This window comes from Alcanivorax quisquiliarum, from assembly GCF_023051175.1.
GTDB lineage: Bacteria > Pseudomonadota > Gammaproteobacteria > Pseudomonadales > Alcanivoracaceae > Isoalcanivorax > Isoalcanivorax quisquiliarum.
In genome coordinates this window covers 177,979-194,182 of the sequence record NZ_JALKII010000005.1, presented here as the reverse complement: position 1 = coordinate 194,182, position 16,204 = coordinate 177,979, and the positions used below count along the sequence as shown (strand labels likewise).

General features: G+C 60.4%; 14 protein-coding genes. 3 read left to right on the top strand and 11 right to left on the bottom strand.

The window, feature by feature from the left end:
- Window positions 1-22 precede the first annotated feature (22 nt).
- From casB to cas3, 3 genes are all read right to left on the bottom strand, one after another.
- A complete protein-coding gene (casB, locus tag MU846_RS09350) occupies window positions 23-694 on the bottom strand; it encodes a type I-E CRISPR-associated protein Cse2/CasB (protein ID WP_306799335.1) in 672 nt (223 codons plus the stop codon).
- Window positions 691-2,373, bottom strand: a complete 1,683-nt coding sequence (casA, locus tag MU846_RS09345; protein WP_246951988.1) for a type I-E CRISPR-associated protein Cse1/CasA — start codon at window positions 2,371-2,373, stop codon at window positions 691-693. Before casA ends, casB begins: the two co-directional genes overlap by 4 nt.
- A 172-nt stretch (window positions 2,374-2,545) precedes the next feature.
- Window positions 2,546-5,224, bottom strand: coding sequence for a CRISPR-associated helicase Cas3' (cas3, locus tag MU846_RS09340; protein ID WP_246951987.1), 2,679 nt, complete (start codon window positions 5,222-5,224; stop codon window positions 2,546-2,548).
- A 578-nt stretch (window positions 5,225-5,802) separates the two neighbouring features.
- On the opposite strand from cas3, the gene MU846_RS09335 reads away from it, so the two are divergent.
- The gene (locus MU846_RS09335) at window positions 5,803-5,946 is read left to right on the top strand and encodes a hypothetical protein (protein ID WP_246951985.1); all 144 of its coding nucleotides are present in this window, start codon (window positions 5,803-5,805) and stop codon (window positions 5,944-5,946) included.
- A 70-nt stretch (window positions 5,947-6,016) separates the two neighbouring features.
- Here MU846_RS09335 and MU846_RS09330 read toward each other — a convergent pair whose 3' ends face one another.
- From MU846_RS09330 to MU846_RS09320, 3 genes are all read right to left on the bottom strand, one after another.
- Window positions 6,017-7,159, bottom strand: a complete 1,143-nt coding sequence (locus MU846_RS09330; RefSeq protein ID WP_246951983.1) for an acyl-CoA dehydrogenase family protein — start codon at window positions 7,157-7,159, stop codon at window positions 6,017-6,019.
- A 58-nt stretch (window positions 7,160-7,217) separates the two neighbouring features.
- Window positions 7,218-8,300 (bottom strand): cell division protein ZapE, encoded by a 1,083-nt coding sequence (gene zapE / locus MU846_RS09325; protein WP_246951981.1) that lies wholly within the window; start codon window positions 8,298-8,300, stop codon window positions 7,218-7,220.
- 129 nt (window positions 8,301-8,429) lie between these two features.
- The gene (locus tag MU846_RS09320) at window positions 8,430-9,071 is read right to left on the bottom strand and encodes an alpha/beta hydrolase (protein ID WP_246951979.1); all 642 of its coding nucleotides are present in this window, start codon (window positions 9,069-9,071) and stop codon (window positions 8,430-8,432) included.
- Window positions 9,072-9,262: 191 nt separating this feature from the next.
- Between MU846_RS09320 and MU846_RS09315 the strand changes: the two genes are divergently transcribed.
- The gene (locus MU846_RS09315; protein ID WP_246951977.1) at window positions 9,263-9,838 is read left to right on the top strand and encodes a Z-ring associated ZapG family protein; all 576 of its coding nucleotides are present in this window, start codon (window positions 9,263-9,265) and stop codon (window positions 9,836-9,838) included.
- Window positions 9,839-9,849: 11 nt separating this feature from the next.
- On the opposite strand, the gene MU846_RS09310 is transcribed toward MU846_RS09315, so the two are convergent.
- Together MU846_RS09310 and MU846_RS09305 are read right to left on the bottom strand one after the other, a co-directional pair.
- Window positions 9,850-10,722, bottom strand: coding sequence for a diacylglycerol/lipid kinase family protein (locus MU846_RS09310; protein WP_246951975.1), 873 nt, complete (start codon window positions 10,720-10,722; stop codon window positions 9,850-9,852).
- Window positions 10,723-10,920: 198 nt separating this feature from the next.
- Window positions 10,921-11,658 carry a Nif3-like dinuclear metal center hexameric protein gene (locus MU846_RS09305; RefSeq protein ID WP_246952107.1) on the bottom strand — a complete coding sequence of 246 codons (738 nt, stop codon included), beginning with the start codon at window positions 11,656-11,658 and terminating at the stop codon, window positions 10,921-10,923.
- 273 nt (window positions 11,659-11,931) lie between these two features.
- Here MU846_RS09305 and MU846_RS09300 point away from each other — a divergent pair, with 273 nt between their 5' ends.
- On the top strand, window positions 11,932-13,029 hold the full coding sequence (locus tag MU846_RS09300; protein WP_306799334.1) for a S1C family serine protease: 1,098 nt from the start codon (window positions 11,932-11,934) through the stop codon (window positions 13,027-13,029).
- Window positions 13,030-13,097: 68 nt separating this feature from the next.
- Here the strand turns inward: MU846_RS09300 and hisC are convergent, their stop codons facing one another.
- The 3 genes from hisC to hisG all read right to left on the bottom strand — a co-directional run bounded on the left by hisC (window position 13,098) and on the right by hisG (window position 16,197).
- Window positions 13,098-14,156 carry a histidinol-phosphate transaminase gene (gene hisC / locus MU846_RS09295; RefSeq protein WP_246951971.1) on the bottom strand — a complete coding sequence of 353 codons (1,059 nt, stop codon included), beginning with the start codon at window positions 14,154-14,156 and terminating at the stop codon, window positions 13,098-13,100.
- Between the two features lie 80 nt (window positions 14,157-14,236).
- Window positions 14,237-15,547 (bottom strand): histidinol dehydrogenase, encoded by a 1,311-nt coding sequence (gene hisD, locus MU846_RS09290; RefSeq protein ID WP_246951969.1) that lies wholly within the window; start codon window positions 15,545-15,547, stop codon window positions 14,237-14,239.
- Window positions 15,544-16,197: an ATP phosphoribosyltransferase gene (hisG, locus tag MU846_RS09285; protein ID WP_246952105.1), complete on the bottom strand. Its 654-nt coding sequence runs from the start codon at window positions 16,195-16,197 to the stop codon at window positions 15,544-15,546. Before hisG ends, hisD begins: the two co-directional genes overlap by 4 nt.
- Window positions 16,198-16,204 lie beyond the last annotated feature (7 nt).

Below are 16,204 nucleotides of genomic sequence, written 5' to 3'. Positions count from 1 at the left end.
CTGTTCGTAATAGAGTGTTCGATCAATCGTTATCGTGCTGGTATTGGAGTCGAGCGCCGAAGTAGTCATTGGCCCATTGAAAAGCCAGACGTTGTGACGGTCGGCTAGCTGCCCAACCTTGGGACTCACGCCATCTTTCAGCCCACCAAAGGGCAATGTTATCGGCCAGGTAGACCGTACTGACGCCTCTCTTGTCGATCAGCGCCAATGCGCGGCGCAGGTGTGTAACCAGCTCCCCTGGCGTGCGGCAGGCCAGCAAACGCTGGAAGCGCAGCTCGCTCATATGAGGTTTCCCTGTTTTGTTCTTCTCTTTGCCGAGCTCGCCACCTAAAGTGGCACCGGGGCTTTCGGCCCTGACCTCAGCCAGCACCAGCGCGATAGACGCCCAGGTTTGCAGCCGATGATTGCGTTGTTTGTCACTTTCCCCTTGAGGTGCTGGCAACCTGTGCCATAGCAGCCGAAAACCTTCGGTCAGCATGGCAGCCTCCGTGGCATCACAACGCCGGAGTGTGGCCCGCACGCCCTTTGGCCATGGGGGCGCATCGCTGAAGTGCTTCAGCTCTGCTGCCGGCAAGGTCAGACGCTGCCACCAGCAACGCACCTGGAAGGCTTCGTCCCTACTAATGGCAAGCAGCCGCTCTTCCGGTACCGGTCGGGCTTCACTGACTGTTTCAACGGCCGTCGCTTCATTCATGAGATCCCCTCCGTTGCTTTACTTTTTTGGCCAGCCGTTAGGCTAAAGCCCCCCTCTTTTGCAAATTGCTGGATCACCTTGCTCCCCTTGCTTCGTCCAGAGAGCCATGCCAAAAGGTTTCTCCTTGCCTTGATAATACGGCGCATATCCAGCTCTTCATGCGGGCCGCTGAGTGTCAGAAGTTCGAACAAGCGCAGCGACTCTCGCCGCAAATCGCCATACCAGCTTTTAGCGACCTGAGAAGGCATGTGAACGCCTTGCCCGTTCTGAAGAGCGGCATGCAGTTCAAACAAGCTTCGAAAGAAAGCGGCCTCAGTCGCGTCGTACAGCTGCTCATCAATGCTGCTCATGTCACCCTTGACATCGGCAGGGCGGGAAAACCAGGCGCCTTTTATCTGGTTGCGCAGCATCCAGGCGACCTGGCGCGCAAGTTCGGTAAAAGCTTGCACCCAGCTCCTGAATATTTCCTCGTGTTTGGGTGAGACGGCTATCAGCGGCATCTCGACGCCATACCAGCAGCGTGGCTTCATGTTGTCCATGTCGTAGCCGAAGGCCCACAGACGCACCTGATTCAGCAGCCTCTGGCTGGTATCTCCTTCACGGTAAGCCTCTTCGCTCGTCGGGAGCTTGCCGTGCAGATAGTCATGCACGACGGCGGCTGGCAGAGCGCCGCTCGATTTCGCATCCTGCAGCACCAGATGCGACCAGTGCCGGTAACCCAACCCACCAGGCTGGCCTTTCTGTGAGAGCGGCGGCTCGTTCGGCTTCTTGGGGTCTTGCCGGTAGGGTGTCAAAGGATGCAACCAAGAGCCATCATAATTGGCGCCATAATTCTTGGCCCGGATATCCCGAACAAAGCGTGTCGCTTCTCGCCCGCACAGATCACACCGGCATGAGCCGTCTTCGAACAGCAGGCGGAAACGGCGTGGCATAGCCCAGTACGGATGCAAAGGATGCATCTCGTCAGGCGTCACAACGGCGCCCTTCTTGTCACTGACGCGAGTTGGCCCCATCCAGGGAAAGAGCGTGTCGTCCTCGGGCCTGGCTTCGACACTACGCCCGCTTGGGCCAGCCACCGAAGCCATCGGCATGACATTCAGCCAAAGCCGTTGCCAGAGTGTGGCATCCGCACGCTCAGGCAATACCAGCGTCGTGAGCGGCCCACCACCCCGCAAGCTCACGCGGTATCCCGTGCCACCCGCTGGTGCATTGATCTGCATGGTAAACAGGGCAATTGCTGCACAATCTGGGCACAGGGCCTCAATGCGATCCCGCTTAATGAAATGATCAATATTTTTTTTAAGGCCGTTGCCCCCGGGAGAGTCGATCAGTAACCCCGTCACCGGTGCGGAATTGACTTCCTCAAGAGGATCGAGATCCTGCATGAAGCGCGGCCCGTCGCCCTCCAGTTCGAACGCAGCTGCCAAAGGAGAGAAAGCGTCTGCCAGCTCCTCGACCGTCGGAGGCTCCAGGTATCGATCCAACCAATCATCGTGACTTCTGGGCGGAAGAGCCGTCTGTAACAGCCCGATCAGAAATTGGTAGGCCGCGCCCTGAAAATCGGCTCGTGGCAAATCCAAATCGAGGATGCTCGGATCAGCAAGAGCTGACGGAGAACAATAGATACTCGCCCCGTCTTTGGCTCGCATGGGTAGCCAGCTTCTTTCGGTCAGGTTCACGCTATCTCCTTTTTGCAACCAACCAAATCCAAAGATTAATCAACAGACTGCCCGCCACACGCAGAGCAACTCTGACGCAGATCCACTCCCACTCCGCCATCCGTGGAAGCCAGTCTTCGAGGAATGCACCACTAGGTGCCCGTAATCTATCCTTTCCCAGAGGGTGGCCGCTCTATGCTTCCGCCGGCCGCTCAAACAGACATCCAAGAACCTTGTCATAAGTCACCTCGGCATCCTCCTCGGCCAACCAGGGCTGCACGAAACGCAGCGCCTTATAGCCTTCCTGCAAGACCTCCCATTGGTCGAGATATCTGGCGGGCAGCTCCGCCAGCTTCCTGGCCTGGCTCTGACGCAGCTTGATCTGGCTCAACATCTCGGCATGGCGCTCACCCTCGGCCCATAACGCCAAGGCGCCCGCAGCGTCGCGCTTGAGTAACGCCACATTGACCGTCGGCTCATCAATCAACCGAGTACCGATCTCTTGCTCCTCCTGCCACTTGTGGCGATCCCAGACATATCCAGCCTCCAGCTCCAGTGCGCTGTAAAAAGCTCTGGACCCGGCGATTTTCTGCAAGCCTCGCTGCTCGAAACGCGCCTCATGCAAGTCATCCGGCACCTCGTCGACCACAGCGCCATAAACGGACTCGATGAGTGCACGCGCCTCCTCCGGCATGCGAATCGCCTTGAGGCGCCGGAGTACACGCTGGGTCAGCCATAGGAGAGACGTGTCTCGATAGACCGCTTGGGTACCGGGCAGTGCGCGCTTCAGCCACTGCGCATCCGGATCTTCCGACCACTCCGGGGCCAGCACTCGCAGCAGGGGCGGGCGGCGCGGCCCACGCTGGTGACGCTGCAGCCTCCCCGCGCGCTGAATCAGGAGATCAACAGGCGCAAGGTCGCTGATCATCAGATCAACGTCGCAATCAAGCGACTCCTGAAAGACTTGAGTACTTACAATCACTTGCCCCTTGCGAACATCAAACGCAGACGTCTTGCCCAAGCGACGGAGAACATCGGATTCGATGCGCTGACGATCCAGCATGGCGAAGCGGCTATGGAACAGCAGGCACCGCTCAGGCTGCGGATGGCGCTCCCGAATCGCCTCGTAAGCACGGATAGCGTCATCCACTGTGTTGCGCACCCAAGCAATGCACTCACCGGCCTCCACAGCTTGCATGACAATATCGATCGCCTGCTGCTCGTCGGCCAACCATTCCACACCGACCTCTCGCGATACCTCGGGACGCGATTCAAGAGAAACTTCACGAACGGCCGCGCCGGAAATCTGGGTTAAGAGCGGAAAATCACGGCATTCAAGGGAACCCGGAGGCAGATTCAGCCCTGCCTGCCAAGCTGCCACCAACGCCTGCCGCATCGCCTGCGGCAAGGTAGCCGTCAGCAAAACAGCACTGCCGCCCTGGCGGGCGTGATGACTCAACAGTCTGCCGAGCAGCGCCTGCATGTAGTGGTCATAGGCATGCACCTCGTCAACGATCAGTATCTTGCGGGTCAGCCCGAAGAGCCTCAGAGACTGATGACGAAACGGCAGGACTCCCATTAACGCTTGATCGATAGTGCCCACCCCAACCTCCGCCAACAGTGCCTTCTTGCGGGAATCGGCAAGCCAGCGATTGCATTGAGCTGTGGCAGAGGCTTCACCGGGGCCATAATCAAGATCGTACGGCTGCGCATTGTCGATGGCCGCCGAGAAGGATTCGTTCAGGCGGCTGGCACCATGAGCCAACACGAACGAGGGGTTGGACTCAGGTGTATAGAAACGCCGATGCAAGGAGCCAAGCCGCTCATACATGGCATTGGAGGTCGCCATGGTAGGCAAGGCGAAATAAAGCCCCTCAGAGTGGCCGGCGGCCAACAGGCGTTGAGCCAGTATACAGGCGGCTTCTGTCTTGCCCGCTCCCGTTACGTCCTCAAGTATGAAAAGTTGAGGGCCGGACGGTATTGGTAATGACTCAGCCTCTTTCTGCAACGGCGTCGGTACAACTTCAGGATCGTCGAACCAAGCCCCAAGGCCGTCGTATGGCAGCGGCGTAAGGGGCTGGAAGAACCCTGTCTCTCTCAACGCCGCTTCCGCTCTGGGCAAAGCGCAACGCTGCCAATACTCGGTCAGTGATATCCGATCCTGACAGTAGTGAAAGTGCTCTTGGTTGGAGCCCAGCCAGTCGCTGAGTGTCGCCCACCCCGAAATTGTCCAGCTCAGCGACAGGAAAGATGCCAGCCACTCTTCCGATAACAGCTGCTCGATAGGCCAATCGATAGCAATCAAGTCTGCCCACTCAGCAACGAAGAACTTCGCTGACTCCACATCACTGACGTGCTCGTCTGAGCCGAAGAAAACCTCCAGACGGAGCTGGTCCGCTTCGACAGGCTGGCCATGGTGCCCAAAGAAAGGGTTCATCAACGCTTTGATTGCATTACGCCGCCGCTGCCTTTGCCCACGATCAAGAGCAACTTCCGGCCAGCGCAGTACCCCTTCGTCCAGCCAGTCGAGCCAGCATTTACGCCAGAGCAACATCCCGAGGCGATCATGCCGTACAGTGTATTCATAGCGCTCAAGGGGAGCCGCCAACTCCACCCCCTCAGGCCGTGCCAAACTCTGAAAAGTACGAGAAAATTTACCCAGATCATGCAGCCCGAGAAGGAATACAAAAAAACGACGTAGCTGTCCGGGCGACATATCAAGCCGGGCAGAAAGGATTTGGGTCAATGGTTTATCAGGCGCGAGGAGGTGCCAGCCGACCGCCGCGACATCAAGACTGTGCCACGACAGGAGGTGACAACTTGGACCTTTTGCGCCTGGCTTTGCCTTTCCCCAATAAAGCCGGTAAGTCACTAAACAGCTCCTATTTTATTTCCAGGCATACTGCTTTCACTCAGCAATAGTTACAGCTGTCGCGGGGACTTGAGCTCTGCCAACTCATCGCTGCTATACCAGTGCTTGGCAGCTCCATTACACGCACACGGCGCCAGCACCTGTTTGGCGCCGCACAACCATTCACCAGGCACGCTACCGCCCCGTCAAACGCAAATCGTTCTCAAAACGAAAACTGTTCGTTTAACGTTAGAAAATCTCGATTTAATAGCGGGAAAACCAGAATACAAACGGAGTCCCCGGTAACCTATTATTTTTCAAACCCCGGAATCAGTGCGAGCGGATAGCCAAAGCACGCGCACACCGAAGTAGACAGCCGATAAATCGGTATACCGTTAGTGGGGACAGATTCAGGGGGAGATGCTGCAACGCTGACGCAGCCATGGTCCTTGGCCTGATGTGTTCCCTTTTTATTGTGTGATGGCATTAAGTGTGCACAGTTCACATTTCCGGTGCAAGCCTCTGGGATGAACAAGATATAACAGAAGCCCTGAAGCGGCCTGCGAGGCCATGGGTGTTGGTAAATCACGGAGTATCGGGTGCGCAGGCTTCGAGCCGAGCGCTCAGGCAAGGCGCCACAAAAAGGTGAGGCGCTGACCCCGGAACAGAGTAAGATTCAGGAACTGAAACGCAAGTTACGGCGGGTGGAGGAAGAGAAGGAAGTAGTTGCGCTGACCGGTTGAACTCACCGTAGCCTTTTCTGGGAAGGGAAGAACAGCGTGCAGGCTATCGGCCCGCACGCTGTTACAAGCTTTACGACAGGATGGCGCGAGAAATAATGCTCTTCATAATCTCATTCGTACCACCATAAATCCGCTGCACACGCGCATCCGCAAACATGCGTGCAATCGGGTACTCCCACATATAGCCGTAGCCACCGTGTAATTGCAGGCATTCGTCAATGACCTTGCACTGCAGATCGGTGGTGAAGTATTTCACGGCAGCGGCGGTCGGCACGTCGAGTTTTTTCTGCAAGTGCAGTTCGATGCAGCGGTCCAGATAGACCCGTGCGGCTTCCACTTCAGTGTGCATCTCGGCCAGTTTGAATTGGGTGTTCTGGAATTCCGCCACGCTGCGGCCAAATGCCTTGCGCTCTTTGACGTAGGTGATGGTGTGTTCCAGTGCACTTTCGGCCATGGCAATGGCGTTGACGGCAATATTCAGGCGCTCTTGTGGCAGCTCCTGCATGAGGTAGATAAAGCCCATGCCTTCCTGCCCGAGCAGCGCATCTGCCGGCACACGTACATCCTGGAAAAACAGCTCGGAAGTATCCTGAGCTTTCATGCCGATCTTGTTCAGGTTGGTGCCTTTCTGGAAGCCCGGTGTGCCGGCTTCGACCAGGAACAGGCTGGTGCCTTTGGCGCCTTTGGTAGGATCGGTTTTCGCCACTACGATCACCAGATCGGCGTTCTGGCCGTTGGTGATAAATGTCTTGGAGCCGTTGATGATGTAGTGGTCGCCATCTTTCTGTGCGGTGGTCTTGATGCCTTGCAGATCGGAGCCAGCCGCCGGCTCGGACATGGCGATAGCGGTGATGGTTTCGCCAGTCACCATCTTCGGCAGGTATTTCTGCTTTTGCTCTTCCGAGCCGTAGTGCTCGATATAAGGCGCGACAATATCCGTGTGCAGGCCCCAGCCGATGCCGGTCAGGCCCAGGCGGGCGATTTCTTCACTGACCACTACACTGTAGAGGAAATCCGCACCGATGCCGCCGTATTCTTCGGCCACCATGGGGCAGAGAAAACCCTGCTCGCCGGCCTTGCGCCACAGTTCGGCGGGCACCTGGCCGTCTTTTTCCCATTGTTCGTGATGGGGCACGGCTTCGTTTTCCAGGAAGCGGCGAACGGTATCACGAAAGGTTTCATGATCGGATGTGAACAATGTGCGCGGGATCATATCGGTCTCCTGTCAGGTTCTTGCCGGGGCCGGCAGTGCCGGCTGCCAGAAAACGGGCTCAGGCGCGATGTTCGCGCATCAGGTATTCTCTGGATTGCATTTCCAGCAATCGGCTCCGGGTGCGATCAAACTCGAACTCCAGCCGGCCGCCGCTGTACAGATCTTCGATGGGTGTTTCAGCGGTGATGATGAGCTTGACGCCACGGTCATAAAACTCATCGACCATATTGATGAAGCGCCGCGCGATGTCATCTGTTACCACGCTCATGCGCTCTACATTAGCCAGCAGCACCGTATGAAACTCCCGCGCCAGCTCGATGTAATCGGTCTGCGAACGCGGCCCGTCGCACAGCGACCGGAACTCGAACCAGGCGACGCCATCGCTTACCCGTTCGGCGCGGATCACGCGGCCTTCCACGTCCAGGTCTACCTGCTCGCGGTGCCGCGCCTGTTCCGCTTCGAGGGTCTTGAAGCGTTCTGCCAGGAACCGGTCGGCGCTTGCTCCCAGCGGGCAGCAGTACAGCTCTGCCTGCTCCAGCAGCCGCAGCCGATAATCGGTGCCGCCATCCACGTTGAGCACCTCTGTATGCGTTTTCAGAAGCTCGATGGCTGGCAGAAAGCGCGCGCGCTGCAAGCCGTCGCGGTAGAGGCCGTCCGGTTCGATGTTCGAGGTCGCCACCAGTGTCACGCCTTCGGCGAACAGTGATTCCAGCACCGTGGCCAGGATCATGGCATCGGTGATGTCGGTGACGAAAAACTCGTCGAAACATAGCACCCGCACGTTGCGGGCGAAATCACGGGCGATCGCCACCAGTGGATTTTTTTGTCCTTGACGGGCACGCATCTGCTGGTGCACGTGCTGCATGAAGCGGTGGAAGTGCATGCGCCGCTTGTCGGGGAACGGCAGCGCCTCGAAGAACACATCCATCAGGTAGGTCTTGCCCCGGCCGACGCCGCCCCACATATAGAGCCCGCGCACCAGCTCGCGTGTGCGGCGCCTGCCGAACAGCCCGCCACGGCGGGGCGGCTCGCTGAGCCGTGCATGGAGATCATCCAGCCGGCGCATGGCGTGCTCCTGTGCTGGATCATGGAAAAAGTCCGGGCGCGTGAGATCCCGTTGATAATGTTCTAGTGGTGTCATGAAATCCGCCCGATGGGCCCTGCGGGGCGCTCAATGTAGCGCCGGCTCGCGGGGTTGGCAATTTGGTGGCCTCGCAGCGGGGCTGCTTGCCAGCGTTCTCAGCTGATGCCGCGCCAGGTGCGCCGCTGTCTATTCCGGCAGGCGGCTGCGCACCACTTCGGCCAGCTGCACCAGCTTGCCGTGGAAGAAATGGCCGGCACCGGAAAAGCGGATCAGATCCGGCGCCAGCGGGGTGCTCTGCTGCCATGCAAATACCTTTTCGGCGGGCACCACTTCATCATCTTCGCTTTGCACCACGGTGACCGGGCAGCCAGGGCTGTCGACGCTAGTGAAATCGAAGTTGTGCACGGGCGGCGCGACCAGAAACAGGTGTGCCGGGGCGCGCTCGTTGGCAGCCAGTACACCGGCGCCACGGGCGGCGACGAAGCTGCCGAAAGAGAAGCCCGCCAGCCACAGCGGCAGGCCGGGGTAGCGCTGGCGTAGCCAGCTCTCGGCGGCGAGCAGGTCTTCTGTCTCGCCCTGCCCTTCACTGAAGGCGCCCTGGCTGGCCCCTACGCCGCGAAAATTGAAGCGCAGCACGGCGGCGCCGGCATCGCGGCAAGCGCGGCTGAGGGTGGTGACTACCTTGTTTTGCATGGTGCCGCCAAACAGCGGGTGCGGGTGGCATACTATGGCAATGAAAGCGGGCGTATCAGCCGTCAGCTCCAGCACGGCTTCCAGTGCGCCGGCGGGGCCGCTGAGGGTGATTTTTTCCTGGCTGGGGCGCGACATGGGTGGCTCCTTTGAGTATTGCTTGTGCCCGGTGCCGGGCTTGCCAAGAATTCTAACAATTACGGCGGTAACGTGCTTGGCGCGACTCTGCCGGCTATGCTGCAATAGCCGCTCACCTCGTGGCGATATCCCGCCACAGCATTCCGGCGCCCGCAGAGCTTCGCTCGGCAGCGCCGGCCAAGGAGTTGTTGATGATGGAGAATTCGGCCGCCATGTTCCTGGCCTTCCTGATCGGTGGCGCCCTGGGCGCTGCGCTGATGTATCTGCTGCTGCCAGCCCGGCGTGCGCAGCGGGCGCTGAAACGTGAGCGGGATGAAGCGCGGGCCAATCTGGCGCGCCACCGTGAAGAGGTGGATCATCATTTCCTGCGCACCGCCGAGCTGGTCAATCAGATGACAGCCTCCTACCGGGCGGTGCACGAGCACTTGTCTGCCGGGGCGCGCACCCTGTGCAGCGAGCAGGGCCGCCGCCTGGCGATGGCGAAATCACTGGACAGCCTGCCGGGCTATCCGGGCACCGAGCAGGACAACGCCGCGTCGATCAGCCAGCCGCTGGATTATGCGCCTTCGGCTCAGGGCACGCTGGCGGAAGATTTCGGCCTGCGCGATGAGCCTGAGGGCGGCCCGTTCTCGCCGGTGGATGATCTGGCGCTGGCCGCCAAGGAGGATACGCCATCTCAGGTGGAGCCGCCGCGGGATTATGCGGAAGGCTGCGAAGATCAAGGCTGCTCTACCGACGAAGACGCCCCGGCCAGCAAGCACGCCTGAGCCGGGCGGCGTCAGGCGCTGTCGCGGGCAACGCGCACCAGCACGGCGCGCTCTGCCACTGTGACCCGTGCCGGCAGTATGCCGGCCGGATCACCGTCTGCCTGCAACGGCTCGTCTTGCTCGCTTGCCTCTATTTCGATCTCGCGGGCGGGCAGGGACACAATTCCGTCAACCCGCTCCATGGCGCCAAACGGCAACGCCATCAAGCACTTGAGCAGGGCCAGGCGCCCCGGCGCGTTGAACAGCAGCACTTGCAGCGTGGGCTGCGTCAGGTCCGCCTGCCGGGTGAGCACAAAGCGGCCGCCGTAATGGCGGCCGTTGGCGATGATCGCCGAGCGCGCTTGATAGTCGCGCCCGTCGATCCGCAAACGGTAGTCGGTGGTGCCGTAGCGCGCCAGCTGGCGAATCATCGCCAGCACGTACGCCAGCTTGCCGAAGCGGCGCTTCACGCCGAGATCGGTGCCTTGCACTACCCAGGCGTCATAGCCGACGCCTGTCCACATCATGAAGCGGCGGCCCGCAAGATCGCCGGGCCACACGGTCAGGCTGGCGCCGTTCACCATTACCTCGGCGGCCTGCTCCGGGTGCCGGGGCAAGTTCAACTCCCGCGCCAGCACGTTGGCTGTGCCGGTGCCGAAAATGCCCAGCGGCACGCCATCGTCGAGGCCGTTGAGCACTTCGTTGGTGGTGCCATCGCCCCCCACAGCCACTACCACATCGCCTTGGTGCGCGCGCGCCTGCAGATGGCGGGTGGCATCGCCGGGCGCCTTGGTGCGATACACTTCCACATCCGCGCCACGGCGCTCAAGCGCCTGCACCAGCCGCTTGAGCAGCGCTTCCCGGCCGCCCCCTGCGGCCGGGTTGTAAACCACCAGTATTTTCATGGAATCCGGCCCCGTCTTATCCGGTACTGCCAATGCTCCGGCCCGCCGTCTCCCTGGTGCTGGCCACAAAGCGGCGGATCATAGCACAGTGCCACAGGGCCGGTGATAACCGGCCTGGCGCTCGAAAATGACGGTGAAAGTCAGCCGCAGCCGTGCAGCAAGCTGCCCCGGAATATCGCCGGAGCAGCAGCAGGAAGATCAGACAGGATTGTCGATATCGATGAAAATATGCTCGATATCGAATTGCCGGGCCAGCCACTCACCCACGGCTTGCACACCGTAGCGCTCGGTGGCGTGGTGGCCTGCGGCAAAATAATGAATGCCGGTTTCTCGCGCAAAGTGCACGGTGGGCTCGGAAATTTCGCCGGAGAGATAGGCATCCACGCCGGCGGACTGAGCCTGATCGATAAAACCCTGTGCGGCGCCGGTGCACCAGGCGATGGTTTCAATTTCGTCTTCGGCTTCGCCAATGTGCAAGGTTTCGCGGCCCAGCACATCTTCCACCAACGTCGCGAACTCGGCGGCCGGCATCGGGTCAGGCAGGCGCCCCACCAGCCCCAGCGAGCTGTCGTCCTCGCCCAGCCAGCCTGTAACTGTGAGCCCGAGCCGGCGCGCCAGCTGGGTGTTATTGCCCAGATCGGGGTGCGCATCCAGCGGCAGGTGGTAGGCAAACAGATTCAGATCGTGGCGCAACAAAGTGTGCAGGCGCTGGCGCTTCATGCCGCGCACGCGGGGGTCTTCGTTTTTCCAGAAATAACCGTGATGCACCAGCACGGCATCCGCCTCTTCTACCAGTGCTGCATCCAGCAATGCCTGGCAGGCCGTCACGCCCGTCACCACACGGCGGATTTGCTCGCGCCCTTCTACTTGCAGGCCGTTGGGGCAGTAATCCCGAAACTTGCCGGGCTTGAGCAGATCATCCAGTGCCTTGAGCATGTCATCACGTTTCACTCTTGCTCCTCCATTGATTATGCGTTGCCGGTGTTATGTGGCATTGCGACGAGTTCGTGCTACGAGCTCTTTGCGAATCTCTTACCAAGAGCCGTGGCAGCGGCTCTTTTGCCAGCGGCATCTTCGCTGCCGCCTGCGCAGCCTGTTACACTTGCCGGGAAATCCGCCGCACCTCTGGCGGCTTCCCAGTGTACCCCAGCCGGGCACGGGCGCCTGCCCCCTCCGGCGTAACAGGATAGCGCCATGCCGGATAGCGCCATGAAAGCCCTGAAATTTCTGGTTGGCCCCGTGCTGGCCGGGATTGTGGCCGGTATCGCTGTGCTCTGGCTCAATCACAACGGCTCTGCCACCCAATCCAGCGCCGCAGCGCCGCCAGTGGTGCATTCGTATGCAGATGTGGTGGCGCGAGCCGCGCCAGCGGTTGTGAATATTTACACGACACAGATCGTCACCCGCCGTCAGGCGGCTGTGCCAAGGCCGTTTCTGGATCAGTATCAGGAACCACGACGCGAGCGTATTCTTTCAAGCCTGGGCTCGGGCGTCATCGTGTCAGCCGAAGGCTATATTCTCACCAGTTACCACGTCATTCGCGATGCAGACGAAATCCTGGTGGCGTTGTCCGATGGCCGCGAGGCGGCGGCACGCGTGATGGGCACTGATCCTGAAACCGATCTGGCGCTGTTGCAAATATCGCTGGAGCGCTTGCCGGTGATCAATCTCAATGGTGACGGGCCGGTGCGCGTGGGTGATGTGGTGCTGGCCATCGGCAATCCGCTGGGTGTGGGGCAAACCGTTTCCATGGGGATCGCCAGTGCGACCGGGCGCAGCAATCTGGGCATTGCCACCTTCGAGAATTTCATTCAGACCGATGCGGCCATCAATCGCGGCAATTCCGGTGGTGCGCTGATTGATACCTTCGGCAATCTGATCGGCATCAATACCGCCATTCTTTCCACCGATGGCAGCTGGGAAGGGATTGGTTTTGCCACCCCTGCTACCACTGCTCGTAATGTGATGAATGATCTGATCGAGCATGGTCGCGTGATCCGTGGCTGGCTCGGCGTAACGGTAAAGGATGTCACGCCGGCGATGGCGTCGGATCTGGGCCTGCGAGAAGTGCGCGGCGGGCTGATCCAGGAGATTGCGCTACAAGGCCCGGCGCACCAGGGCGGCATTCGCCCCGGCGATGTGCTGGTGGGCATCGAGGGGCAGTTATTGCGCGATGGTTATGAGGCGATGAATATTATCTCGGCCGCTCGCCCCGGCACCCGGCTGGAGCTGACGGTCATCCGCAGCCGTGAGGAAATAGTGGTGACGGTGGAAATCGGTACACGCCCGCCCGCCAGCGAAAGCTGATCGGGGGGGCGCAAGCGCCCGTCTCTGCAAGCAAAAAGCCGGGCAGCAAACGATCGCGAAGCAAAAGATCAGAGCGCCTGATCCAGTGCCGCCAGCAACGCCTCGTTCTGTTCTTCTGTGCCGATGCTGATGCGCAAATAAGGCGCGATGCGTGCGGGTGTCTTGAAGTGGCGCACGATCACGCCCTGCTCGCGCAGTGCCGATGCAAGCGCTTCACCTTCGTGACCGGCATGGGTGGCAAACACGAAATTCGCCGCCGATGGCAAGACGGAAAAACCACGTTGTGTCAGTGCTTGAACGAGGCTTTCTCGGCTATCGATGATGCGTCGGCAGTTGTCTTCAAATGCTGCCTGATCTTCGAACGATGCGACGCCGGCTGCAATGGCCAGCCGATCCAGCGGATAGGAATTGAAGCTGTTCTTGATACGCTCGAGCCCTTCGATCAAGGGCGCCTGCCCTACTGCAAAACCGATGCGCAGGCCCGCCAGCGAGCGGGATTTGGATAACGTCTGCACCACCAGCAGGTTGGGATAGCGATCCACCAGCGCAATCGCGCTTTCACCACCAAAATCGATGTAGGCTTCATCCACTACCACCAGCGTTTCCGTGTTGCGCTCAAGCAACGCCTGAATATCCGCCAACGGCAGCAGGCGCCCGGTAGGCGCATTCGGGTTCGGGAAAATGATTCCGCCGTTGTTGGCGTCATAATCCGCCAACGCAAGGCTGAAATCTTCTCGCAGGGGCACAGCGCGATAATCGATATCGTAAAGGCCGCAATAGACTTTATAGAAGCTGTAGCTGATATCCGGAAACAGCAATGGTTTCGGCTGCCGGAAAAAACACATGAACAGATGCGCCAGCACTTCATCCGAGCCGTTACCGAGAAACACCTGCGCGCTCGATATGCCGTGGTGCCGGGCTATCGCCTCTTTCAACGCGGTCGCATCGGGGTCGGGATACAGCCGCAGCGCGTCATTGGTGGCGTCCGCAATCGCCTGCATCACTGACGGCGGTGGCGGATAGGGGTTCTCGTTGGTGTTGAGCTTCACCAGCCGTGCCATTTTCGGCTGCTCGCCGGGCACGTAAGGCTCAAGGTGATGAACGAACTCGCTCCAGAATTTGCTCATGTTTTCTCAAAATATGCGGGGCTTATGAAACCGGACAGCCGACACTCAAGGCCGTTCGCTGCCGCGTCCGGCCTCAGACATCAGGCTTCCGGCGCCTTCAGAATTCTATATTCTGCACTGCGCGCATGCGCGGTCAGGCTTTCACTGCGCGCCAGCGGCGAGGCAATACTGGCAAGCCGGCTGGCGCCGGCCGGCGTGCAACCGATCAGGGAGCTGCGTTTCTGGAAATCGTACACGCCCAGCGGCGAGGAGAAACGCGCCGTGGCCGAGGTGGGCAGCACGTGGTTCGGGCCAGCGCAGTAATCGCCCAGCGCTTCCGGCGTATGGCGCCCAAGAAAAATCGCGCCGGCATGGCGCACTTTCTTTGCCCATTGCTCGGCATCATCCATGGACAGCTCCAGATGCTCCGGGGCCAGGCGGTTCACCAGCACCATGCATTCATCCAGGTCACGCGCCAGGATCAGGGCGCCGCGATTGGCCATGGAGGTGCGCACGATATCTTCGCGCTCAAGGGTTGGCACCAGGCGCGCCATACTTGCGGCCACCTGATCCAGAAAATCTGCATCCGGTGATACCAGAATTGCCTGCGCTTCTTCGTCGTGCTCCGCCTGGGAAAACAGATCCATGGCGATCCAGTCAGGGTCTGTCTTGCCGTCGCAGACCACCAGAATTTCTGATGGGCCGGCGATCATGTCGATGCCCACCTTGCCGAACACCTGGCGCTTGGCCTCTGCCACATAGATGTTGCCGGGGCCGACGATCTTGTCCACCGCCGGCACGGTATCGGTGCCCCAGGCCAGCGCGGCCACGGCTTGCGCGCCGCCCACGGTGATCACGCGATCGACACCGGCAACCGCCGCGGCCGCCAGCACCGTGTCGTTCAGCACGCCGTCCGGCGCTGGCGACACCAGCACCACTTCGCCCACGCCGGCCACCTTGGCGGGCAAGGCGTTCATCAGCACGGAGCTGGGATAGGCGGCCTTGCCGCCCGGCACATACAGTCCGGCGCGATCCAGCGGTGTTACTTGCTGACCAAGCAAGGTGCCGTCTTCGTCGTGGTACTGCCAGGATTCCTGCCGTTGCCGGCTGTGGTATTCGCGCACGCGTTCGGCAGCCATCTCAAGCGCTTCGCGATGCGCCTGCGGGATGCGCGCCAGCGCCGCCTGCAAGACTTCCTTGCCGAGCACCAGCTCGCTGGCGTGCTGTACATTGCGGCGGTCAAAACGGTTGGTGTATTCCACCAGCGCCTCATCGCCACGCTCGCGCACGGCACGAATAATTTCGCTCACCCGCGTTGCCACCTCTGCGTCACGCTCTTCGCTCCAGGCGGTGAGCGCTGCCAGGCGCGCATCGAAATCAGCCTCGGTGGTGGCAAGGCGATGGGTTTTCATGCACTGGCTCCTGTCTTGCGCGCCTCGACAGCCGCCGACAGCAAATCGACGATGCGCTGGATATCCCGGTGACGGGTTTTCATGCTGGCGCGGTTGACGATCAGCCGGCTGGAAACATAGGCAATCAGCTCGGTCGGCTCCAGGCCGTTGGCGCGTAGCGTATTGCCGGTATCCACCACATCCACGATGCGATCCGCCAGGCCCACTATCGGCGCCAGTTCCATTGCGCCATAGAGCTTGATGACATCCGCCTGGCGGCCACTGGCGGCAAAATACCGGCGGGCAATATTGACGAACTTGGTCGCCACTTTCAGTCGGCCGGCCACCGGCGCAGCGTCCACCGGCGCCGCCACCATCAGCTTGCAGCGGGCGATATCCAGATCCAGCGGCTCATAGATGCCGGCGGCACCGTGCTCCATCAGCACATCCTTGCCGGCTACGCCGATATCCGCCGCGCCGTATTGCACATAGGGCGGCACATCGGTGGCGCGCAGGATGATGATGCGCACATCCGGGCGGGTGGTTTCAAACACCAGCTTGCGGGATTTTTCCGGGTCTTCCAGCATCTCGATGCCGGCGCTTTTCAGCAACGGCAGCGTTTCTTTCAGGATGCGCCCTTTCGACAGGGCGATGGTCAGTGGTCGGTCAATGGCCATG